This window comes from Pedobacter faecalis, from assembly GCF_030182585.1.
In the GTDB taxonomy this organism is placed as follows: Bacteria; Bacteroidota; Bacteroidia; order Sphingobacteriales; family Sphingobacteriaceae; genus Pedobacter; species Pedobacter faecalis.
This window is the reverse complement of record NZ_JARXOW010000002.1, coordinates 44,863-69,238: the sequence shown is the minus strand read 5'-3', so window position 1 is coordinate 69,238 and position 24,376 is coordinate 44,863. Positions and strand designations below refer to the sequence as shown.

The 24,376-nt window shown below is 46.5% G+C and carries 20 protein-coding genes; 8 read left to right on the top strand and 12 right to left on the bottom strand.

Annotation, left to right across the window (positions count from 1 at the left end; genetic code table 11):
- Positions 1-210: 210 nt before the first annotated feature.
- Entirely contained in the window at positions 211-1,317 is a 1,107-nt protein-coding gene (gene lpxB / locus QEP07_RS13970) for a lipid-A-disaccharide synthase (protein WP_285010797.1), read from the bottom strand.
- A complete protein-coding gene (gene surE, locus QEP07_RS13965; protein WP_285010796.1) occupies positions 1,317-2,159 on the bottom strand; it encodes a 5'/3'-nucleotidase SurE in 843 nt (280 codons plus the stop codon). Before surE ends, lpxB begins: the two co-directional genes overlap by 1 nt.
- Positions 2,160-2,234: 75 nt before the next feature.
- Between surE and QEP07_RS13960 the strand changes: the two genes are divergently transcribed.
- Positions 2,235-5,168: a M16 family metallopeptidase gene (locus QEP07_RS13960; protein ID WP_285010795.1), complete on the top strand. Its 2,934-nt coding sequence runs from the start codon at positions 2,235-2,237 to the stop codon at positions 5,166-5,168.
- Between the two features lie 90 nt (positions 5,169-5,258).
- Here the strand turns inward: QEP07_RS13960 and QEP07_RS13955 are convergent, their stop codons facing one another.
- From QEP07_RS13955 to QEP07_RS13945, 3 genes are all read right to left on the bottom strand, one after another.
- Complete coding sequence (locus QEP07_RS13955; RefSeq protein WP_256007144.1) at positions 5,259-5,444, bottom strand: CsbD family protein; 186 nt, start codon at positions 5,442-5,444, stop codon at positions 5,259-5,261.
- Positions 5,445-5,508: 64 nt separating this feature from the next.
- Positions 5,509-7,404, bottom strand: coding sequence for an acetate--CoA ligase (gene acs / locus QEP07_RS13950; protein WP_285010794.1), 1,896 nt, complete (start codon positions 7,402-7,404; stop codon positions 5,509-5,511).
- A gap of 71 nt (positions 7,405-7,475) precedes the next feature.
- Positions 7,476-8,336 (bottom strand): alpha/beta hydrolase, encoded by an 861-nt coding sequence (locus tag QEP07_RS13945; RefSeq protein WP_285010793.1) that lies wholly within the window; start codon positions 8,334-8,336, stop codon positions 7,476-7,478.
- A 77-nt stretch (positions 8,337-8,413) separates the two neighbouring features.
- Between QEP07_RS13945 and QEP07_RS13940 the strand changes: the two genes are divergently transcribed.
- Entirely contained in the window at positions 8,414-9,583 is a 1,170-nt protein-coding gene (locus QEP07_RS13940) for a pyridoxal phosphate-dependent aminotransferase (protein ID WP_285010792.1), read from the top strand.
- 9 nt (positions 9,584-9,592) lie between these two features.
- A complete protein-coding gene (locus tag QEP07_RS13935; RefSeq protein WP_285010791.1) occupies positions 9,593-10,444 on the top strand; it encodes a prephenate dehydrogenase in 852 nt (283 codons plus the stop codon).
- Positions 10,445-10,648: 204 nt separating this feature from the next.
- Here QEP07_RS13935 and QEP07_RS13930 read toward each other — a convergent pair whose 3' ends face one another.
- The 7 genes from QEP07_RS13930 to QEP07_RS13900 form a co-directional block, all read right to left on the bottom strand.
- On the bottom strand, positions 10,649-11,767 hold the full coding sequence (locus tag QEP07_RS13930; RefSeq protein WP_285010790.1) for a TlpA disulfide reductase family protein: 1,119 nt from the start codon (positions 11,765-11,767) through the stop codon (positions 10,649-10,651).
- A gap of 29 nt (positions 11,768-11,796) precedes the next feature.
- Positions 11,797-13,341 (bottom strand): PKD-like family lipoprotein, encoded by a 1,545-nt coding sequence (locus QEP07_RS13925; RefSeq protein WP_285010789.1) that lies wholly within the window; start codon positions 13,339-13,341, stop codon positions 11,797-11,799.
- A 21-nt stretch (positions 13,342-13,362) separates the two neighbouring features.
- On the bottom strand, positions 13,363-14,214 hold the full coding sequence (locus QEP07_RS13920; protein ID WP_285010788.1) for a DUF4843 domain-containing protein: 852 nt from the start codon (positions 14,212-14,214) through the stop codon (positions 13,363-13,365).
- A 15-nt stretch (positions 14,215-14,229) separates the two neighbouring features.
- Complete coding sequence (locus QEP07_RS13915) at positions 14,230-15,705, bottom strand: RagB/SusD family nutrient uptake outer membrane protein (RefSeq protein ID WP_285010787.1); 1,476 nt, start codon at positions 15,703-15,705, stop codon at positions 14,230-14,232.
- An 18-nt stretch (positions 15,706-15,723) separates the two neighbouring features.
- Complete coding sequence (locus tag QEP07_RS13910; RefSeq protein ID WP_285010786.1) at positions 15,724-19,029, bottom strand: SusC/RagA family TonB-linked outer membrane protein; 3,306 nt, start codon at positions 19,027-19,029, stop codon at positions 15,724-15,726.
- 205 nt (positions 19,030-19,234) lie between these two features.
- Positions 19,235-20,389, bottom strand: a complete 1,155-nt coding sequence (locus QEP07_RS13905; protein ID WP_285010785.1) for a FecR family protein — start codon at positions 20,387-20,389, stop codon at positions 19,235-19,237.
- A gap of 61 nt (positions 20,390-20,450) precedes the next feature.
- The gene (locus QEP07_RS13900) at positions 20,451-21,044 is read right to left on the bottom strand and encodes an RNA polymerase sigma factor (protein ID WP_285010784.1); all 594 of its coding nucleotides are present in this window, start codon (positions 21,042-21,044) and stop codon (positions 20,451-20,453) included.
- A 318-nt stretch (positions 21,045-21,362) separates the two neighbouring features.
- Here QEP07_RS13900 and rpmB point away from each other — a divergent pair, with 318 nt between their 5' ends.
- From rpmB to rimO, 5 genes are all read left to right on the top strand, one after another.
- Complete coding sequence (rpmB, locus tag QEP07_RS13895; protein WP_256007126.1) at positions 21,363-21,596, top strand: 50S ribosomal protein L28; 234 nt, start codon at positions 21,363-21,365, stop codon at positions 21,594-21,596.
- Between the two features lie 40 nt (positions 21,597-21,636).
- A complete protein-coding gene (rpmG, locus tag QEP07_RS13890; RefSeq protein ID WP_256007125.1) occupies positions 21,637-21,819 on the top strand; it encodes a 50S ribosomal protein L33 in 183 nt (60 codons plus the stop codon).
- Between the two features lie 12 nt (positions 21,820-21,831).
- Entirely contained in the window at positions 21,832-21,993 is a 162-nt protein-coding gene (locus tag QEP07_RS13885; protein ID WP_256007123.1) for a DUF4295 domain-containing protein, read from the top strand.
- 71 nt (positions 21,994-22,064) lie between these two features.
- Complete coding sequence (gene ftsY, locus QEP07_RS13880; RefSeq protein ID WP_256007122.1) at positions 22,065-23,030, top strand: signal recognition particle-docking protein FtsY; 966 nt, start codon at positions 22,065-22,067, stop codon at positions 23,028-23,030.
- A gap of 5 nt (positions 23,031-23,035) precedes the next feature.
- Positions 23,036-24,370, top strand: coding sequence for a 30S ribosomal protein S12 methylthiotransferase RimO (gene rimO, locus QEP07_RS13875; protein ID WP_285010783.1), 1,335 nt, complete (start codon positions 23,036-23,038; stop codon positions 24,368-24,370).
- Positions 24,371-24,376 lie beyond the last annotated feature (6 nt).

Sequence of the window (24,376 nt, the reverse complement as noted above, 5' to 3'; positions counted from 1 at the left end):
GTTCGGGGCATGCTGCTTGTCTGAAACAACTAGTTTTTGAAGGAAATATGTAAGTTATTGGGAGGCGAATTTACAATGGGGCTGCGGCTTGTGGTTTTCATGGTTTAAAACGGGGATATGATCAATTCAAACATATCCATAACGTTTAATTCATAAAATAGTTTTCACTTATTTCAAAATACCGGCATATTTTATGCACAAGTTTGATTATCAATGCTTAAAATATTGCAAAATAAGCTCAGCCGCTCTCTTAGAAGCACCAGGTACCCCCATTTTCTCCGAAAGCTGCTTATATTCCTGTAGCATCTTCTCGCGGCTCGCACCCTGAACGATCTTTTTCAATTCGGCAGTGATCATTACTGGGTTACATTCCTGCTGAATTAGTTCTGTTACCACCTTCTTATCCATGATCAGGTTGACCAGAGATATGAAATGAATTTTGATCAACATCCTTGCTATAGCGATGCTGAGCGTCCCTCCTTTATAAACCACCACCTGAGGCACTTTAAAAAGTGCAGTCTCCAAAGTTGCTGTACCTGAAGCTACAATGGCCGCGACAGATGAATTGAGGAGATCATAGGTACTGGAAAAGACAAGTTTGACATCCTTCCCTGCCGTAAAGCGCTGGTAGTACTGGAGATCGAAGTCAGCTGTAGCAGCCACAGCGAACTGATAGCCAGGAAAATTAGCCGAAACGCTTAACATATCGGGAAGCAACCGTTCAATTTCCTGCCTCCTGCTACCAGGCAGCAGCGCTATGAGCGGCCGGTCGCCCAGATCAAACTTATTTTTAAAGGTCACATCAGGTTCAAAGAGCGAAATCTCATCCAGCAAAGGATTTCCTATATAGTCTACCTCCATCCCCCAGGTTTTATAAAAGTCCACTTCAAAGGGCAAGATGCAGAACAACCTGTCGACAGTGCGTTTTATTTTAAGCGCCCTTTTCTGGTTCCAGGCCCAGACCTTAGGTGATATGTAATAGCATACCTTTATACCTTTCGCCTTTGCGAATTCAGCTATTTTAAGGTTAAAGCCAGGAAAGTCGATCAGTATCAGTACGTCAGGCTGATAACTCAGGATTTGTTTCTTACACTGTTTCAGATTGCGCAGAATGGTACGCAGATTTAGAACTACTTCGGTAAAGCCCATAAAGGCCATTTCAGCATAATGCTTATCCATCATTCCTCCCTGAGCCCGCATCTTATCTCCTCCATAGTACCTGAATTCCGCCTCGGCATCTTCCTGCCTCAGGGCTCTCATTAAATTGGCTCCGTGTAAATCGCCCGAAGCCTCCCCCGCTACCAGATAATACCTCATCAACCTAGGGATGTACCGTCTGCTGTTACGGGCGTCTTAACCGGGGCGGCAGCCTGTGTCGCTGAGTCATCAAAACTCCAGCTGTTTAAGATAGGTATGGCATGATGGGCGGTTAAATCGAATTGTACAGGGACCACCGACACATAGCGATGTTCCAAAGCCCATACATCCGTGTCTTCTCCTCTGTCATTGTTCTGAAAAACGCCGGTAAGCCAGTAATACGGGCGTTGATACGGATCTTTGCGCTCGTCAAACTCTTCTGCCCACTTGGCATTGGCCTGTCTGCATATCTTAATTCCTTTTATGTCGGCACCATTGGGAAAATTGACATTAAGTAATGTGGCGGGAGGCAAACCATGTTCAAGCACCTGGCGGGCAATTGCGCCCACAAATTGCTTACAGTGACTAAAGTCGGCCTCATGCGAAAAATCGTCGAGCGAAAACCCTATTGAGGGAATACCTTCTATAGCGCCCTCTACGGCGGCCGACATAGTGCCCGAATAAATCACATTGATCGAATTGTTTAGACCATGATTGATCCCCGAAACGCACAGATCAGGCTTCTTGCCTTTGAAAATCTTATTTACAGCCAGCTTAACGCAATCTACCGGCGTTCCGGAACATTTATACATCTCCACACCGGGATATAAGTCCACCCGGTCAAACCGCAGCGGCTTGCCGATGGTTATCGCATGTCCCATACCCGATTGCGGGCCATCCGGGGCCACAACCACTACATGGCCTATTTCCTGCATTACTTCAATCAGGTTTTTGATCCCGGGCGCAGTAATCCCATCGTCGTTCACCACCAGGATATTAGGTTTTTGCTGTTGCTTCTTCATGAGCCGTTGTAAATCAATGTATATGGGGTAAAATTACAAGAATCCACCTATATTTACAGCATAACTTAATATTCAATGAGAAACAAGTTTTTATTCATTGCAGCCTTTCTGTTCGTTAGTAGCGGACTATTGGCCCAGAATAGCTACCAGTGGAAAACAGCAAATGCTGGCGGCTACACGTATAAGTACGTCACCGGAGATCCTACCAAAAGCAGGTTCTATACACTAAAGAATGGCCTTACGGTAATCCTGTCGCAAAACACCAAAGAACCCGTAATCGAGTATCGCCTGGCTGTACGCGCCGGCAGTAATACCGACCCAAAGCATGCCACCGGACTTGCGCATTACCTGGAACATATGTTATTTAAGGGAACGGATAAGTTCGGGACGCTTGACTATGCGAAGGAGAAGCCTTTACTCGACAAGATCGACGCCTTGTATGAGCAATACAACAAGACAACCGATACAACCAAACGCAAGGCTATATATGCCGAAATCGACAAAGTATCGGGAGAAGCCTCAAACTATTCTATCGCCAACGAGTATGACAAGATGATGAAAGCACTGGGGGGACAAAGCACCAATGCGCACACCTGGTATGAAGAAACCGTTTACAAGGAAGATTTTCCGTCGAATGCTACCGACAAATTTCTTGCTCTTCAGGCTGAACGCTTCCGTAATCCGGTGTTCCGCATCTTCCATACTGAGCTTGAAGCCGTGTACGAAGAGAAGAACAGGGGGCTTGATAACGATGGGGGAACTTTATATGAAAAGATGTTCGAGCGTGTTTTCCCTACGCACAATTACGGGCAGCAGACAACGATCGGATTAGTCGAACACCTGAAAAATCCTTCCCTGGTGGAGATTCGGAATTACTACAATAAATACTATGTGCCGAACAACATGGTGATCGCATTCTCTGGCGATTTCAATCCGGATGAAATGATCAAAAAGGTAGATAAATCTTTCAGCTACATGCAGCGCAAACCGCTGGAAATGTACAATCCGGCGCCGGAAAAACCGCTCACCAGTGTACAAACCGTTGAAGTGTTTGGGCCAACAGCAGAGAGCGTACTCGTGATGTACCGCGGCTATCCGCAAAACAGTCGCCAGAGCCTGATGCTCGATTTGATTTCCAGCATCTTGTCTAACGGAAAGGCTGGGCTTATAGACATCAATCTGAATAAGCAACAAAAAGTATTGCGCGCCGACGCTGGTTTGCAACAAATGAAAGATTATGGCGTATTCACCCTGTCAGCCCAGCCTAAACAGGGCCAAACACTGGAAGAAGCGCAGCAGCTTTTGCTTAGCCAGATCGACTTGTTAAAGACTGGCACTTTTGATGAAAGCTTGATCAAAGCTACAGTGGCCAATACCAAACTCTCCCTCTTACAGGCATTTGACAGCAACACCTATCGGGTTGAAGCAGTCACCAATGAATTCATCCTTAGCGGTGGAAACGATTGGAACAAATCTCTCGCAGCACCGGATGAAATGGCGAAGGTAACCAAGCATCAGATCGTTGACTTTGCGAACAACTTCTTTAAAGACAATTATGTGGTGGGCTACAAGCGTAAGGGGGTCGACAAGTCTATCGTAAAAGTTGAAAAGCCAGCGATCACTCCTGTTAATACCAATGCGGGGAAAGACTCTGAGTTTACAAAGAACCTTTTGTCGGCACCTCTTAAGCCTATTACCCCTAAGTTTCTGGACTATAAAAAAGACCTGAACTTTGCAAAGGCCGGTATCGCAGACGTGATAACGGTACAGAATACTGAGAACAGCATTTTTAAATTGAGCTATCGCTTCGAGATGGGCGCATGGAACTATAAACTCATGCCTTATGCAGCACAGTATCTGGCGTATTTGTCTACCGACCAATACACCGCCGAAGAGATCAGCAAGCAGTTTTACAACATTGCGTGCAGCTACAGTTTCAACGTAGGGAACGAAATAGCTACTATTAACATAAGTGGATTGCAGGAAAACTTTGACAAAGCTGTAAGCCTGGTTGAACACATCTTTGCAAATTGCAAGCCCAATGAGCAGGCATTAAGCGAGCTGAAGAAAAACATTTTGAAAGCCCGGGAGAACAGTAAGACGAACAAATCTGCCATTATGAACGGGTTAACGGCGTATGCGCAATACGGTTCATCTAACCCCTTCAACTACACATTGAGCAATGATGAAATAAAGGCAATGACCTCTGAGCAACTCTTGTATATTCTCCACAACGTAAACAACTATAAGCACACAATCACTTATTATGGTCCGCAGGCAGCTCCTGCTTTCACGCAGAACATAAGCAAACTGCATCAGTTGCCCTCAGAGTTTACCGATATCGCGCCGGTAAAAACTTTCAGCTACGTGAACCCGGCCAGCAGTCAGGTGTATTTTGCCGATTATGACATGGTGCAGTCTGAAGTTCGCTGGCTGCGTAACGATGGCCTTTATGATCCATCCAACGCTTCCAGAGTGAACCTGTTCAACAGTTATTTCGGCGGTGGCATGGGATCAGTAGTTTTCCAGACCATACGTGAATCGAAAGCACTAGCCTATTCTACTTTTGCCGTCTATTCATCACCCGATAAGGAGGACAAGCAATACACCATGGTTGCATATGTAGGAAGTCAGGCCGATAAAATGAACGAAGCTGTGCAAGGCATGAATGAACTGCTCACCACGCTGCCACGGGCAGATCAGTCGTTTGCGGCTTCTAAAGACAATGCCATGAATGCCCTTGAAACCAGCAGAGTTACAAAAGACGGCATCATTCAAAGCTACTTTGCAGATAAACGCTTAGGTTTAGATAAGGACTCAAGGATCGACGAGTACAACGGACTTAAAACCCTGACGTTTGATGACGTGGCTGCTTTTCACCGCGACCACGTATCGGGAAAAACCTATCACTACTGTATAGTAGCGTCGGCACAGAAGGTTAAAACAGAGGATCTGCAAAAAATGGGCACGGTGAACAAACTGAGCCTTGAACAAATTTTTGGATACTAACACTAAATTCTGTTTGATAAAAAAAGCCTGAACAATTAAGTTCAGGCTTTTTCAATTCAGGTTAGTTAATAATTCTGCTCGGTAGTGTGCCTACAGACCTTTCAGCCAGTCTACCACTTCATCCCGGGTTTTACCGGTCTTTTGTTGCAGGCGGCCGTAAAGCTCGTCATCTTTTCCCTCCTCGTACGCAAGGTCATCATCTGTAAGATCGCCATAGGCTTGCTTTACTTTACCTTTTATCTCATTCCATTTGCCTTTTAACTCTAACTTATCCATGTTTTATAGATTTATGTTTATAATAGGTTCTGTAAATCTACAACAGGACAAAGCAGCAAATGTTTTACACTTCCTTCGACTTCAAGATAATTTCGTCTACCACCGCCGGATCGAGCAAGGTCGTGATGTCGCCCAGATTGCCAGTGTCGCCCTCTGCTATTTTGCGCAAAATGCGTCTCATAATTTTTCCTGAGCGGGTTTTAGGTAAACCTGACACGAATAAAATCTTATCGGGCTTTGCTATAGCGCCAATTACCCGCGTTACTGTTTGCAGAATATCCCGCCGTGTTAAATCCTGATCACTGTGAGCATTCGGGAAAATCACAAATGCATAAATTCCCTGACCTTTAACTTCATGCGGAAAGCCGACGACGGCGCTTTCCACTACCCCTGCATGCATGTTGATCGCATTCTCAACTTCAGCCGTGCCTATACGATGACCCGAAACATTGATCACGTCATCCACCCTTCCGGTGATCCGGTAGTATCCATCCCCGTCACGCAAACAGCCATCGCCGGTAAAATAGAGCCCCGGATAGGTCGAGAAGTAGGTCAGGCGGCAACGCTCATGGTCGCCATACGTGGTACGCAGCATACCCGGCCACGGAAACTTAATACAAAGATTTCCGCTCACGCCGTTGCCTTCTATCTCTTGCCCCTGCTCGTCTACCAGTATGGGCTGTATACCAGGTAAAGGCAGGGTAGCAAAGCTGGGTTTGGTCGGCGTTACATGCGCAATGGGCGATATCATGATTCCGCCCGTCTCCGTCTGCCACCAGGTGTCCACAATGGGTGCCTTGCTTTTACCAATATTTTCATCAAACCAGTGCCAGGCTTCCTCATTAATAGGCTCGCCCACTGAACCCAGAACCTGTATCGAACTCAGGTCGGCCCCCTTCAGCGGATCCAGCCCGAAGCTCATTAATGACCGGATTGCCGTTGGAGCAGTGTAGAGTGTATTTACTTTATGTTTGTCGACAATTTGCCACAATCGCGATGCATCCGGATAGGTTGGGATTCCTTCAAACATCAGTGTTGTTGCGCCCTGCGACAATGGGCCATATACAATATAAGAATGTCCCGTAATCCACCCGATGTCGGCTGTGCAGAAGTACACCTGATCTGGCTGATAATTAAACACGTTGGCGAACGTATATCCGGCAAAAACCATATACCCGGCCGTGGTATGCACCACACCCTTAGGCTTGCCCGTAGAACCCGAAGTGTAGAGAATGAACAACATGTCTTCAGCATCCATCTCCACTGCCGGACAATCGGTGTCGACCAGCTTAATCTCATCTTCCCACCAAATGTCGCGTCCCTTTATCATCGAAACCGGCGTACGGGTGTGTGTCAGTACAATCACTTTGTCGACCGTACGACAGGCAATCAGTGCATCATCAATTACCTCCTTCAATTGTATTTGTTTGTTTCCTCTGAAGGCGCCGTCGGCGGTAATCACCAATTTACATTCGGCGTCGTTAATACGATCGGCAATAGATTTGGCAGAGAAACCGCCGAACACCACTGAGTGGACCGCGCCAATCCTTGCGCAGGCAAGCACGGCAACAGCAAGTTCAGGTACCATAGGCATATAAATACATACGCGGTCGCCTTTCTGTACGCCGTTCTTTTTCAAGACGTTTGCAAAGCGGCACACCTGCTCATGCAAAATTTTGTAAGTCAAGGTAATGCTGTCTCTGGCAGGATCGTTCGGTTCCCAGATAATTGCAGGTTTGTCTGGCTGTGTGGCCAGATGGCGGTCCAGACAATTTTCCGTGATGTTCAGCTTAGCTCCTTCAAACCATCGAATATTTGGCTCAGAGAAGTTCCAGCTCAGGACCTTATCCCATTTCTTCCGCCACTGAAAGTTATTTGCCACCCCCGCCCAAAACTGTTCCGGGTAGTCAATACTGTATTGATAAGTCTCGTTATACTCTTCTATTGAATTGATCTGCATATCTGGCTAATGGTTGATTTACCCAAAAATAGGTTTTAGTGAAAGAAATGACGAGCGCAAAGTTCTAAATCTTAAAACCGACGGTTTATCCAACGAATACAATCGTCGATCCATTGCGCCTGGGCCTGTTTATTATACACCCCATAACCGTGTGCGCCCTTCTCGTACAAGAAAAGCTCCACAGGAACGCCATGCTGCTTTAGCGCCGCCGCAAAATACAGGCTGTTCTCCACCTTAACAGCTTTATCATCCATACCCGAAGTCAGGTAGGTTGGCGGAGTCTGCGCTGTGACATGCAGTTCGCTTGAATAAGCGCTGATCCTATCAGGAGTAATATCAGGACCAATCAGGTTTGTTCTGGAACCTTTATGGGTCAATGAATCGGCAAAGCTGATCACGGGATAAACCAATATCATGAAGTCGGGACGCAACGAAGTCCCCTTCGGATTGCTAAGTTCCGTCTGCCGAAACTTTGTGCCCACAGTCGAAACGAGGTGACCGCCCGCCGAAAAGCCCATTATACCGAGCTTGCGCGGATTTATCTTAAACTTTCTGGCATTCTCCCTCACGTACTGAATAGCCCGTTGCGCGTCTGTAAGCGGCACGACCTCTTTATGCTCCATCCTATCTGCCTTTGGAACCCGGTAGTCCAGCAAAAATGCCGTAATACCGGCTTCGTTTAGCTTTTTACAGGCAGGTATCCCTTCAGTTCCGTTGGCACGGCCCGAGTAAGACCCCCCGGAACAAACAATGACCACCGTACCGTTACTCAAATCTTTTTTAGGAGCATACAGGGTGAGTTTGGGTGTTTCAGAATTTTCCTTCGCGAAAGGAATCTGCCCTTGCCCGTACAACTCAAACTCCGTTTGTGCTATAGCAGAAAATGGCCATATAAAGACGCCTATGATTATGGTAATAATAATTGATTTCATGTCTGCTTTCAAAAAAAACAAAATTTACTGAATTCTATTGAATTTTTTAAATTTATCGCCGGGATAAACATTCTACAATGATAGCAAAGAGACTGGAGGGAATCAGTGAATACTACTTCTCCCAAAAATTAAGGGAGATCGAAACGCTGAACAAACAAGGCAAAGATATTTTAAACCTGGGCATCGGAAGTCCGGACCTGCCGCCCCATCCCGACGTCATTAAGGAATTACAAGATCAGGCGGCCAATCCTAATATACACGGATACCAGGGATACAAAGGAATCCCTGCGCTGAGGCAGGCATTTGCCGAATGGTACAGCCGCCGGTATCGTGTCGACTTAAATCCCGACACGGAGATTCTTCCCTTGATGGGATCAAAAGAAGGCATCATGCATGTCTGCATGACCTATCTGAACGATGGCGACGAGGCACTTATACCTAACCCCGGATACCCAACCTATGCCAGTGCGGTTAAACTTGCGGGAGGTATCGCAATCAACTACGACCTTACACCAGAAAATAACTGGCAGCCAAACCTTGATGCGCTTTCCGAGCAAGATCTGAGCAAGGTAAAACTCATGTTCATCAACTATCCGCATATGCCTACCGGTCAGCCGGCCGACCGGCATTTTCTTCCTAAGGTCATAGAATTTGCGCGGACTCATCGTATCCTGCTGGTACACGACAACCCGTATAGTTTTATACTTACAGATTCTCCGCTAAGCCTGCTGGAATATCCCGGCTCAAGAGAGGTCGTAATTGAATTAAACTCCCTCAGCAAATCCCATAATATGGCGGGCTGGCGTATTGGGATGCTTGCTGCGGCGCCAGAGCGTATTGAAGAGGTACTGCGGTTTAAAAGCAATATGGACAGCGGTATGTTCATGCCGCTGCAACTGGCCGCGGTCAAAGCCTTGAACCTGGACACCGAATGGTATGCAGGTATTAACCGTATTTACAGCGAGCGCAGATCCAGGGTATTTGAAATTCTCGATATGCTTAACTGCAGTTACGATAAAGATCAGGTTGGTATGTTTGTTTGGGCTGAGATTCCTGAACATTACAGCAACGGGTATGCGCTCAGTGATGAGATACTTTATGGGGCAAATGTCTTCCTCACGCCCGGCGGTATATTCGGGACGCAGGGCGACCGCTACATCAGAATTAGTCTGTGTGGCGACCTTTCCAGATTCGATAAGGCTAAAGCTCGCATTGCCCAGCTAAAAAATAAAGCAGATAACGACTAGATTTGCATCATGAAAATAGCAGTAGTTGGTCTCGGACTGATTGGAGGCTCGATGGCCTTAGTGCTGAAGCAAAAGGGCTTTGCTTCTATGGTATATGGCGTTGACAGGAAAGAAGACAATGCCCGGAAAGCACTTGAGCTGGGTATTGCAGATGAGATAACAGATCTGGACCAGGCTGTCGCTAAAAGCGACGTGATCATACTCAGTGCTCCGGTAAGTGCCTGCGCGATACTGCTGCCTCAGGTGCTTGACCAGGTGACACACCAGATCGTCCTGGACACCGGGTCGACTAAAATGTCTGTTCTGGAGGCTGCCAAAGGACACGCCAGGCGCGGAAGGTACATAGCCACCCACCCCATGTGGGGTACAGAGTTCAGCGGCCCTGAAGCGGCAACCAATGACGCTTTTGAAGGCCGGGCGAATGTAATTTGCAACGCCACCGAGAGCGACAAGGATGCATTGGAACTGGCAGAAAAAATCTACAAACTCCTCGGCATGTATAATGTGTATATGAATGGCAAAGACCATGACATACACGTTGCTTATGTAAGCCATATCTCTCACATCACTTCATTTGCACTGGCCAACACTGTGTTGGAAAAGGAAAGAGAGGAAAATGCCATTTTTGAGCTCGCCAGCGCCGGTTTCGAGAGCACTGTAAGGCTTGCAAAAAGTAGCCCTGCCATGTGGATGCCGATTTTCCAGCAAAACAAAGAGAATGTGCTCGACGTGCTGAATGAGCATATCACACAACTTAGAAAGTTCAAATCTTGTATTGAAAAGGAAAATTGGACGTACCTCTCCGAATTGATGGAAAATGCGAATAAGATCAGGAATGTCCTGGACCGAAAGGGATCGTAATGCTTACCAACGCAGTTCGCGGAGCGATTTACAGTTCTAAATATTTCATAGCGATTGGGTTGCTCATGTTCTAACAACAGGATCAACAGATGTCATTGTGAGCGAAGAACGTGCCGAATCATTCAAGGCCTGGCTTAACCGTTAGCGCAAAATAAAAGCCGTCCAACAATTGCTGGACGGCTTTGGAGCGCCGCTTACGCGAGTCTAATTTAATAATTGCTGCACCTTATTAAAAAGCGTCTCTGCCCTCAAGTTAGTGGCTACTATTTTCCCCTCGCTGTCTACCAGCACATTCTGTGGGATTGCGCGAACATTATAGAGCGCAGCCGCCGGCTCTTTCCAGCCCTTCAGGCTAGACACATGGTACCAGGGCATTCCGTCTTTCTCGATCGCTTCTTTCCACTTATCTGCGTTGTCATCAAGTGAAACACTTAGTACGGTAAAACCTTTCTCGCGAAAAGCGTTGAACGTTTTAACTACATGTGGATTCTCCTTTCTGCACGGGCCACACCAGCTGGCCCAGAAATCAACAAGCGTATACTTGTTTTTACTTACGATCTCCTTTAGGCTAAGCTGCTTGCCTTCGGGGGTTGTCGAAACGAAATCTTTGTAAGGTTCTCCTGTCAAAGCACCCTTCGCAGCCATAAGGCGTTCCCCCAGTTGTTTGCCCAAAGGCGTTGCTTTAAGTTCCGGACTAAGCTTATTATAAAGCGGAAAAGTTGTCTCGTAATTTGCAATCCGGCCTTGAGCACTTTTGTCCAGATAATACAGCGATACATAAGACGCCGGGTTTTCACTAACAAATTGATGTACTATTTCCCGTTTCCGAAGATTATACTCGTCGAAGCCCGCCATTAATGATGTCAAATACGCATCCTTTTCAGGGCCTTTAGGCATATCTCTGAAAGTAATCAGACCCCTGACAAATTTGTCGTCTGCAGGACGTAGCTGTCGCGCCAGGCGCTCATGGCTTTCGGCAAGCTTTGTTCCGCGGATGTCCGCATAATGAATAGAGTCTTTTGCCTTTAGGCGGATGGTTCCCTCCGATAGGAACACGTCTATATTGTCTCCTGCGTCTTGATCGCCAAACCCTATTTTAGCAGCTGTTGGCGATTTAACATTGCCCTGTAAAGTAAACTTACCGCTTTGAACGGCTGCACTGTCAACTTTTTTTGTCTCATTCTCGCTGTAGTACAACTTAACGAATTTGCCATTGTGTTTCGCGCTTACCTGCCCTTCTATGGAAAAGTTGCCGCCCTGGCTAAACCCGGCGATTGGCAATATGGCTAGTGCAAGGATAGTTTTGATACTTGTTAAATTCATTGCTTTTTAATCTGTTTAAGTGTATTCGTTTAGTTGGCTGCACGCCAGTTGATATCTTTAACCTTCACGAGGCCGGTCCATGTGCTGTTGTCCTGAATCGTCAGCTCCACAGTATTTGGATCGGTACCTACCCTGAAGCGGCGCAAGGTGCCTTTAGTCGCACTATTATAGGTTGCCACGTAAAGGCTGTTGGTCAGATGGTCGATCTGAGTATCAAACTTGAGCATAGTGATCTGATCTGCACCGACATTCGATATGGTATAATTTTTCTCAAACCCGGGATTATAATCGTAGGCATAAAGGCGGTTGCCCACCGCATAAAACACAACGCTGCGATTAGACGAGAAAGCGTAAAAATCGGCCTTGTGAAAGTCGGTCGCGGTAGACTTGACGGTATAAAAGCCGCGTTTTGCAGGATTAGTGCCATTTGCATAAAACTTATAAATATGACATGTATTATCCGCATCTTTCATAATTGTGAACGAATTACCATTCGTTGAACCACCATCAGTATTGCGTGTATTTTCTGCATAAACAAGTGTCCTGCCTGCCGGCTGGTTCCATGGGAAAATACTACCTGAAGCATCACTTAGTACTGTAGAAGCCGTACCTACACCAATACTTGCAAAATTCATGAAGCGATCGTTCTGCGTATCGTACCACATGATCGAATTCATACTGTTTATCGGATACATGATGTATGGAGCCGCTGGTATTCTGACCTCTTGCGCCGTTGCAATGCGGTTTATAGGGTTGTTGTAAAAGTCCCCACCCATCAACAAGGGCACACTCGCAAACACATCCCCTCCCTTAGTTATCATGGCCCGGTACAGGCTGCTGCCGATAGCACCCGCGGCGGTGCGGATCTGGGGAGCAACAACAACTGGATGAAGCGTTTCCGCATCAAGAGCTTCCGACACATAGGCTAACCTACTTAGGTTATTACTAGCGGTAGATTCCATAGTGGCCCGGTTAAAATAGTATGAACCCGTTTTCGTCATAGCCCAAAGCCTCACATACAACTCGCTGCCACCCGTATGCACCATACTAACCGGTTCCCGAAGGCGAGGCAAACCTGACTTAGACAAAATTTGTTTGATATGGACTGTGTCCGTAAGCATAGAAAGCATTTCAGCTTCTGCAAACCCTTCTTCATCTTCACCCATAATGAGGAAACCCCGGGAGTATGGAGTACTAACAATGATCTTGCTATTGGCTATCCAGGTAACCCCGGTTTTGCTGTCGAGTACCCGATAAAACAGATCATACGGAACTGCGTTTAGACGTACCGGATAAGCCAGGTTCTTGTGATGACCGATTGTGTCAAAAGTAAGCGATCCGGTTTTTAAAATCCAGAGGTAGCTGTAGCGCGACGTATCCGACTCATCCATGCTTGCCGCTATGGTGGGCTGGATGCGAAGCGTGTCTATTCCGGTACGCACGAAGTATTCGTTGCTGACCCCTTTAATAGTTAATTCGTTGATATTTTCGTACGCGTAACTGCCCAAGTCCTTACTGCATGAGCCGACCAGCAGGATTGAGAACAGAGCTAAGATATAGTGGTGTATTTTCATTTCTTTTTCGTTATTTGATGACTAAGGACCAGGTACCCAGGGAACGCCTATGATGGATGTCCAGGGCACGGAGCCCATCCACATCAAGCGGCCATCGTCTTCGAGCACAGGGTTTTTTTCGTTAAAGCGCTTTATCAGAATTGCCGTAGCATCGTTAGCTACGAGAAACATACGAGCCATCGGCATCGTTGTTGTGCTCGAAAAATCCTCGTAGGTTAAGCCCAGGTTTTCCGATAAAAACTCCATTTTCTTTCTGGTAAACACGCCGAACAAGCCCGACTCTCGATTTCCTGGCTGTATTGAACCAGACCATACCGCTGGCTGGATCATCACATCGTTGATCCTTAAGGTATGGAGGCCGGCATCAAATTCTTTTACTACCGTTCCTGCATCAAGACCTGGAATTGCATCCCACTCCGGGAAAGAGAGTGCAAAATCTTCTGTTTCGATAAGTTTCAAACCCAGGGTCACCGGCTTTTCTTCCAGATCTGGAGTTCGGTTCAGCCGAACCGTTACATTTGCAGACACTGAGCCGGCCGGAATAGTCCAGTCTGACTTTACTGCTTCATAATGCTTTCCGGCGATAGCGGTAGTGGAGTCGGGATTCACTTCCATCTTGAATGTCCGCTCATAATCCTTCACAGGTCCAGTGATCATGACCTTAATAGTGAAATCGACCGTGTTCTTGCCTATCCTGACGAAATCTACATCACTGTAAGGCTGGAAAGGCCAGGAATTAGGTAAATGTTGAGCACCATGTTGTACGGCAAAATACACGCCCTCCTTACCCTTGTAGGGCAAAATTTCCTTTTCACAGCTTGCAAAAACCATTGCGAGCTGGAGAAGTACCATATAAATTAATATTCTTCTCATGCTGTTATTCTTGGATTAATATCTTTGAGATGTTTCACTGTCTGGTAGCGGAACCACATAATTGGTCAATACCATCGTCTTTGCAGGATTGATGGAAACGGTAGCGTGATTAGGTACTGTCTGATAGGCGTTTCGCTTATAGAAAAAGAACTGTTGCCCTTCCCCGATCATTTCCCGTCTATATTCTTTACCAATTTCCAGTTTCAATGCGCTGGCATCAGCAGGTGCCAGGTTAACACAGTTTCTGGCTGAACGTAATTGGTTCAGGTAAGCTATTCCGGTTGCCAGATCTGGGTGGCATTCCGCGGCGATCAGCAACACTTCCGACAGACGGACGAGCGGGATCATATAGCGGCCGGGTGCGTCAGGCACATCCGCATATTTCATGTTCGTGGTAGCCGTTATTGTACCAGTAGATGCACTTTGCCAGATTCTCCGGCGGTAGTCGTTAGCGTCATCATAAATAGAATTCACCCGCTGCTCATTTACGTCCCCGGCGCTGAAAGAAAGTTTGCTGTTGACCTGCAGGCTTACATCAAACAATCTGTTGTACATTTGAATCCGCCCGATGTCATATAGCGAAAACATAACCTCGGTGGAAAACATGCGGTCGGGTTTTTCTACACTCGTTGCGGCTGCAAAAGTGACGAATGGAAACACAGTTTTAGTTGGCGTCTGAACTTCCGCCAGCAATTCCTGCGCCTGCGTCAATGCCTCCGTTTTATTGGCCTGCCATAAATAAGCCCGGGCGAGAAGCGCCTTGGCCGCATAATAATTTAGCCGATACTGACGAAAGTATAAATCATTCGGCCCCGCGGCATTGCTACCATTTCTTACACCCTCGGTCCGGATGGGATCGGTGCTCCCCAGTAGATCCAAAGCCGCTTTCAGATCTTCCGTCACATGCAGCATAAACTGCTCTGAGCCCAGCAGTGGGGATACCTCATAGCCCGTTTTATTTACATATGGGATCGCCGGCTTCAACTTGTCGGTTTCAGAATAAATCGGTCCGAACAACCGGAGCATGTCCAGGTGCAGCATAGCGCGAAGAGCGAGCGCTTCACCTTTAATAATACCAAAATAGGGCTGCGGCAATACCTCGCTGGGCGCGGCACCACATTTCTCGAGAATTACATTACAATTTGCAATCAATTCGTAGGCCTTACGCCAGGCATTATCAAAAGTTACCTTTACATCCGCGTCGGTATATGTGAAGATTGTGTATTTCTGATAGGGATGCACGGAACTGTTCAGATAGTAGTACTGTGCCAGTACATCGATTGTTCCTGCAGTCAAATGCTGCCCATACAAAGCGGTATTTGTCATTTCCACATATACGCCGTTAAGTGCTTTTAGATAGCCCTCCTTATTTAAGAAGAGCTGATCTTCGCCTAGTCTGTCGGTAGGTTTCACGTCAACCCACTTGCTGCAGGATACAGACAGCAACACGAACAAAAAGAGGCCTATTTTTATTTTATATATTGATTTCATGTAATACACGGTTTTGTGTTAAAATCGAACTGCTGCGGAAAAAGACACCGAGCGTGCAAAGGGATAGTCTATACCCCGCTCGTTCTTTATAGTCGATATGTGAAAAATATCGTTCATATACGCCCTGAATGTTACCGAGGAAGCGCGGATTGACTTTAGCCAGGCTGCAGTGGAGTTCTCATAGCCCAGGGAAAAAGCTTCACCGATCAGCATATCGTTATCAGCAACAAAGCGTGAGGAGATCGGTGTACTTTCTGTACGGGATATCGCTTTGAAGCGCGCGTTATCTCCCGGCTTTTTCCAGCGGTCGTACAAAGCCCTTCTATCCTGGTTCAGAGCAACCCCAGTGGTCGAAATGTTCTCCACTTTTTCGTACAACGTTTGCATGAAGGCCTGCCCACCTATCCGGTACCTCAGGTTGATGGAAGCTGTAAACCCTTTATAGAAAAGATTTGTGCCCACAATCCCATCGAGGTCGGGCTCGCTGTTACCTACAACAACCTCATCCTGGAAGTTGTGTACAAAGGTTTGTGCTCCGTTCTTATTCAGAAACACCTCTCGTCCGGTAGCCGGGTCGATACCCACAGAACGCACCGCCCATAGATCTGAAGGGCTTCCCCCGTCGTAGTAACGAACCAGGTTTCGGCTTCTGTTCGTTTCATTGAAGTTGCTCAACTGATTTCCCATTTTGCGGTACTCCGCCTTCAGCTGCCGCATATTCAGGTTTACGCGCCAATTGAACTGTTCGCGTCTTAACAGGGTATAGTCTGACGTTACCGTAAAGCCGCGCGTAACCTGGCCGCCAATGTTTTGCGCAACCCTGGATACGCCTGTTGAAGAAGGGAGGCTAACGAACACGAGTAAAGGGTCAGTATCTTTTATGAAGTAATCGGCCGTTAAACGAAAGCGATTATCCCCCATAGCTATGTCCATACCAATATTTCGGTCCAGCGTGGTCTGCCACTGCAGGTTTCTATTACCCATATTACTGATGATGGTACTTGCGCCAAAGGGGTTCCGGTTTTCATTATTGTACCGATAGATGCGCATAGAGATATAGTCGTCGAAGTTCTGGTTTCCAGGATTACCGACCGATCCGCGCAAGCGGAGCTGATTGATCCAGTTGAAACTGTTTTTGACCAGTTGCTCATTATGGATGTTCCAGCCTAATCCCAGCGACCATATGGTGGAAAATTGTCTTTCCGAGCCATAAACAGATGAACCATCTGAACGCATCGTAGCGTCGATGAGATAACGCTGATCGTACGCATAACCAAAATTGGTGAAGAAGCTCGCCTCACGGCGTTTTGATTCCTGATAACCAGCGCGCTGACCTGCCACATAGCCCAAAGCAAAATTTGGATTTGAGAACTCGTCATCAATAAATCCGCTTACGCCAAAAGCGCTTTCTTTCCTGATATATTGCTGCATGCGACTACCGGCAACGGCGTTTACCATATGCTTTCCGGAAAAGAGCTTTCCAAAGGTCAGACTCAGATCACCATCATAATTAATGTCTTTGCCGTTCGTCTCATCATAAGTACCCCGCTGTAAAACGTCGGTATTTTCAAAACCCACGTTAAAAGGCGAACGGAAAATCTCGCCGTGCGTAGAAAGACTTCTGAGACCAAAACGTCCACGTACCCGAAGCGGTTCGGCAATTCGCCATTCTGCCTCCAGGTTATTGGTGAAACCATTAGATTCATCCTGGTTGATATTCAGGTTACTTTGATCATACAAAGGGCTATAGATGGGTGCCAAACTGCTGTTTCCATAAGCAAGGAAATTTTCAAGCACCTTGTTTACACGACCAGATTCGTCATATTTGCGATAATAAGGATTGGCGCGCGAGAAAGCGGAAAAAGGGGTAGATTCCTTATTCGCCAGCACATTGTCAATACTCAGTGAGTTGTTTACCGAAAAGTTACCTTTTCTGTACAGCAAACGGATATTACCGTTGGTTGCTCGCCTGTCTGACCCTTCCATGACACCTTTCGTGAGGCCGTAGTTAAAGGATGCGCTGTAACGCAAGCTTGCATCCCCACCCTCAGCAAATAGTGTGTGCCGCTGTGTTAAAGCCGTTCTGAGCGGTTCATTGGCCCAATAGGTATTTACGCCGCGACGCACCTCTTTTAAACGGTTGTAATAGTTGGCTTCGCTAGCCGGATTGGCTCCAAGGATAATGTTTCCGTCCTGATTGAGTAAACCGTAGAACCCCGACAGTAGCTCAAACTGCAACTTTTCTTCTGCGTTCATGAGGTTGTAATCGGTTAAATCAGCATAACTAACCGAACCGTTCAGGGTATAATTTACCCGCAATTGGCCTGGAGTTGGCCGCCGCGTTTCAACGACCACAACACCGTTAGCAGCCTTCGAACCATAAATTGCGGTGGCCGAGGCATCTTTGAGCAGTGTAATACTTTCGACACGATCCATACTTAAATCGGCAATGATGGCCAGCGTGCTTTCAAAGCCGTCGAGGATAAAAAGGGGCTGATTTGGATTAGAAGCGAACTCATCGGTCAGACCAATTACGCTGCTCTTGCCGCGGATTTCAATATCTGGCATCCGGTTCGGGTCGGAACCAAACGTATTGTTCTCTACGATCGCAAACGACGGATCCAGGGTCTTAAGGCTTTGGAGAATATTCTGGTTACCTACAATTTGCAAGTCTCTCGCCTTATAGGTAACGGAAGAGCCGGTATGCACCTCTCGATTCCGCTGATAGATACCGGTTATGACCACCTCTCCCATGGCATTCTCGTCGGGCTGCAGGTCTACATCAAGCTGTTCCTGCTTCTGATAGGCCAGTTCCAGTCTTTTCATCCCTACGTAACTAAAAACAAGTGTCTGCTTTTTGTCCGATACTGGAATGACCAACCGGTATTGCCCCTTCCCGTCTGTCTGGGTACGAATTTCGGTACCTTTCAGACCGATAGTGACCCCGGGCATGAGTTCTTTAGTCTCGGCGTGCCGGACAATACCCCTAATGGTATGCTGCTGTATAGCGGTTGGCACCTGAGCCACTTCAGCCTTGCCGGTAAGCGAGATCGTTCTGTCCTCTATGGTAAATTCGACAGGCTGGTTTTCTGTAATTCTCTTTAAAAACTGCGCCACAGGCATGTTTTTAGCATCGATGGTAACCGGTTTTGCGGCATCAAATAATCGCTTTGCTCCAAAAACAGTATATCCACTTTGCTTACGGATGGCTTCAATTACCCTGGCGAAAGGTATATTTTCACCCTTTAGTGTAATTTGCTGCGAGTATGTGGTGGCACTCACAGTCATAAAACCAGTGAGCAGTAAACACAAGATGGTCTTCATCACTCGTGATAAGTAAATTTTAATCATTAATTTTAACGTTGGTTTGGTTGGTGCTTTGTTGCTTGTACGTTTTAGTCGACTGCGACCAATCAGGCCTTAAAGGGAAGGATGGCAGTCCTTTCCTTTTTTTTGTCTGGCGCAGTAAAGTTGGCTTGGTAAGGTTCTATGTCATAGGTTAAGGGGTTTAAGGTTTACAATTCTTTCTTTACTTTTTCTTCATGCCTTTAATAAGGACCTGTCTGCGTTTTACATCAAGCTGGTAGTCGATTTCGGCCGACTTTAACACCCTGAGTACAAGTCCGATGTTCTGGTTCCGGTAAGCATCGCCCACAAGCTCAGCTTCAGGAACCTGATCGGTGTAGACAACTTCAAGATCATACCATCGCTCTATTTCAGCGAAGCTTTCTTCGAATGTCTTTCCGTCGAAAACAAATTTGCCATCACGCCACGCAGCGTAACTACCGGCATTAACCTGCTTTATGGTGGTTCCGTCTGGCCCTGTAACCGCCTGTTCATCCGGCCTGAGCACAAACCGCTGCTGTTGATCGCTCACCGAAACTTTGCCTTCTATCAATGTTGTTTTAACTGTTCTTTCTTCCGGGTATGCATTGATGTTAAACTGCGTTCCCAGTACCTCTACCTGATGCTTGCCCGCCGCTACATGGAAAGGAATTTTCTTCCCGCCTTCATAAGCCGGCCTGACATGGAAGTAGGCTTCGCCTTCCAACTCGACAAGCCGTCCCCCGGTTGCAAACCGCGACGGATATTTGAGTTTAGATGCGGCGTTCAGCCACACCTCTGTACCATCAGGCAAGGTAATTTTATATGTTCCGCCCCGGGGCGTGTGCAACGTGAAATACTGCACCTCTCCGTCATTTGCTGTTCCGTCAAAGCTCGTTATGGGCTCACCGTCTGTGTAGGTGATTTGTTGTCCGGCGACAATGCCCGACTGTCTGGTGCTCAATTCAATGGTCTTTCCGTCGGCAAGTGTTAGCGAGGCTCTGTTGCCGCCCGGCTTAATGGCCATCTTGGCATGTTTGGTTTGCACATGCTCAAATATTTCCTTCTCAGCTACCACCCAAAACCCTAAAGCAACAATAATTGCAGCCGCAACTCCGGCCAGCCAGCGCAACGTCTGATATCTTGGCCTTACACGATCAGGATCTATTTTATATAACAAACCGGTTAAAACGCGCGACTTTATCTGTTCTCTGCTTTCCTGCTTTTTCAGGGGGATAATGACACTTTCGTCATCGTGACTGTTATACCAATTGGTCAGAACCTGCAGTTCCGATTCACTGATCGTGCCGCGCTCAAATTTGCTGACTAATTGTTCTATATTATCGGTATTGCCGGACATTCTGTTGCTTTTCTACCTATGTAGACAGAAAAAAATGATGGAGGGGTGAGTCAGGTTAAAATTATTTCTGAAAATAGGCACAAATAATTGCTGCGGCAATAAGAAACTCAATATTGCCCTGTATATCGCGGTCTGCTTTCTTGAGGTGCGACTTCACGGTGTTCTCAGATATATCCAGTTGTTCCGCGATCTCCCGGTTTGAAAACCCTTGCTGCCGGCTAAGCCTGAACACCAGCTGACATTGCGGAGGCAACGCCTTGATTGAATCATCAATTTGCTGCTGCAGTTCACGGACAATCATTTCACGTTCCGGTGAAAGTATATTGATATCGTTTTCTGGCACATAGCTTTCCGACTTTGTTCGTTCGCGATAGCGGCGATCTATGATATTAAAAGCCTGGTTGCGTATACTCCGCGCCAGGTAATTGCCAAGCTCAATTTTAACCAGCGAAAAATCCTTACGCAGCTTCCATAACTTATAAAGGACGTCCTGAACACACTCTTCGGCCTCCTCCAGACTACCCAAACGATTAAATGCGACAGCGAGCATCTTATCCCAGTAACGATTATAGATCTCCATCAACACCCGTTCGTCGCCCGTTTGCATAAGTTGCACCAACTCCTGATCGTTATATGACTTGTAATGTTGCATCATCTGCCCTTATCCTTACAAATATATAGTTTCCAGTATTTTATCCGTGGTGTAATTTACGACTTCTTAAAACTGTGATATTTAAAACCGATTAAGAATTAAGCCTCGGCATCTTCGGGGCTTACAGGCACTAGGACCGCGCTTTCTTCGGGAAAAGGTACCCATTTGCCGAAGAAAGTGCGAAGCAGGCCGGAAAAAGCCCAAGGCAAAGAACCCTCAAAGAAAATATTTCCATTTACCTTGATGGTTACAAAAAAATTATAGATATTTGCAAACTCTTAAAAAATTAAGACGAAGAACAATTAACATATATTAAAAGGCATGTCTAGAGTTTGTGATTTAACCGGAAAAGCGGCAATGACAGGTTTCAATGTTTCTCACTCAAACGTTAAAACCAAACGTAAGTTTTATCCTAACTTACAGCTTCAGAAATTTTATATTCCTGAAGAAGATCGTTGGATAACACTTAAAGTGTCTACGTCAGCTATCAAAACCATCAATAAAATTGGTGTTAGCGAAGCGATTAACCGCTTCATGAAAAAGGGATATTTGTAGAAAACATGGGTTGATGTGAATCGACCATAATTATAAAGAAATGGCAAAAAAAGGTAACAGAGTACAAGTTATTCTAGAATGTACAGAACATAAAACCAGTGGCATGCCTGGTATGTCAAGGTACATTACTACTAAAAACCGGAAGAATACGACTGAAAGATTGGAGCTGAAAAAATTCAATCCTGTATTAAGAAAAGTAACTGTACACAAAGAAATCAAGTAATCTATTTAGATCATGGCTAAGAAAGTAGTTGCGACCCTGAAAACGGGTAAAGGAAAAGAATATTCAAAAGTTATTACAATGACTAAGTCGCCTAAAACCGGTGCTTATTCTTTCAAAGAAATCATTGTTCACAACGATCACGTTCAGGATGCGATTACTGCATCTAAGAAGTAAGTTTAATATTTCACGATATTAAAGCCGTCCCTCATTCTGGGAGGGCTTTTTTTATTTGCTATACATTCATCATGGGGTTATTCGATTTTTTCAAGAAAAAAGAAACTGCACCTGAAGCTCAGGAGGCGCTTGACAAGGGGCTGGAAAAAACCAAGGAGGGTTTCTTCAGTAAGATCACCAAAGCTGTAGCCGGTAAGTCTACAGTGGATGATGATGTACTTGATAATCTGGAAGAAGTACTTGTGACCTCGGATGTGGGCGTAACGACAACCCTGAAGATTATTGAGCGGATACAGGCCCGGGTAGCTCGCGACAAATATTTGTCGACCACCGAGTTGAACAACCTGCTTCGTGATGAGATCCAATTACTGCTGGCCGAGAACAACAGCAACGATTTCCGGAACTTCGAATACGGGAGTGGCAAAAAACCCTATGTGATTATGGTGGTGGGTGTAAACGGCGTAGGTAAAACAACAACCATTGGCAAACTGGCGCACAAACTGAAAGCGGAAAACCTGAAGGTTGTGCTGGGCGCAGCGGATACGTTCCGAGCAGCAGCAGTAGATCAGATCAAACTCTGGGGAGAACGTGTGGGAACCCGTGTTGTGGCTCAGCCTATGGGCTCAGACCCGGCTTCGGTGGCTTTCGACACCTTGCAGTCTGCCGTTGCAAATGGAGAGGATGTGGTGATTATTGACACCGCTGGCCGGCTGCATAATAAAGTCGGTTTGATGAACGAACTCGGCAAAATCAAAAATGTGATGAACAAGGTTGTCCCAGGCGCACCGCACGAAATATTGCTGGTGCTGGACGGGTCGACCGGGCAAAACGCTTTTGAACAATGCAAGCAATTTACCGAAGCCACTGATGTGAACGCTCTGGCTATCACTAAGCTTGACGGCACAGCAAAAGGGGGCGTGGTGATCGGGATATCTGACCAGTTTAAGATACCCGTGAAATATATCGGTGTGGGTGAAGGCGTGAATGACTTACAGCTGTTCGACAAAAAGAACTTTGTGGACAGTCTGTTTAAATAGAAAAGATGAATACAAAAATAATATCCAGACCTGCGGGACTAAAAAAGCCGAAGATCAATGTAATTACCCTTGGTTGCTCCAAGAATACTTACGACTCGGAGGTGTTGATGGGGCAGTTGCGGGGCAATAGTCTGGAAGTGGTGCATGAAGCAGACAGGGTGGGGAAAGACGATATTGTGGTGATCAATACCTGTGGGTTTATTGACAATGCCAAGCAGGAATCTATAGACACTATACTGCAGTACAGTGAACTTAAAGATGCCGGGAAGGTTGGAAAGGTGATTGTAACGGGATGTTTGTCTGAACGTTATAAACCTGAACTTCAGGCGGAAATCACGAACGTAGATGCGTATTTCGGCACAAACGATCTGAACGAATTGCTGAATACACTTGGTGCAAACTATAAGCATGAACTTGTGGGCGAACGCCTGCTCACAACGCCTGCTCACTTTGCTTATTTCAAAATTGCAGAGGGCTGTAACCGGCCTTGCTCTTTCTGCGCGATCCCGCTGATGCGGGGCAAACACGTGTCGCGCGACATGAACGAACTCGTAAATGAGGCGAAAGTTCTTGCGGCCAACGGAACGAGGGAATTGATCCTGATTGCTCAGGATCTGACTTACTACGGCCTTGACTTGTATGGAAAACGTAACCTGGATGAACTGCTGCGCCGGCTGTCGGACGTAAACGGCATTGAATGGATCAGGCTTCAGTACGCCTATCCTTCCGGCTTTCCTATGGAGATTCTGGATGCCATGAACGAGCGGGACAATATTTGTAAGTACCTTGATATGCCTTTACAGCATATCACCGATAATATGCTGAAGTCGATGCGCCGGGGCATCACCAAGCAAAAGACCATAGATATCGTTAACCAGATCAGGGACAAGGTGCCCGGCATCGCGATGCGGACTACCCTGATTTGCGGCTATCCGGGCGAAACGGAGCAGGATTTTCAGGAGATGATGGATTGGGTGGAAGATACCCGGTTCGACCGCCTGGGCTGCTTTACCTATTCCCATGAAGAAAAAACACATGCACATAATCTTATTGATGACGTGCCGGAGGAGCTGAAGCAGGAACGTGTAGACGCTATTATGGAGCTTCAGCAGGGAATTTCTTACGAAATAAACCAGGAGAAAGTTGGCCACACCTATAAGGTGCTGGTAGACCGTAAGGAAGGCGATTTCTTTATTGGACGTACGGAGTACGACTCGCCGGAGGTTGATAATGAGGTATTGATCAGTGCCGCGTCGGGTTATGCACGTGTGGGTGATTTTGTACAGGTTAAAATAGACCGCGCGGAGGATTTTGACCTGTATGGACAGATTGTAAAATAAAAGTGT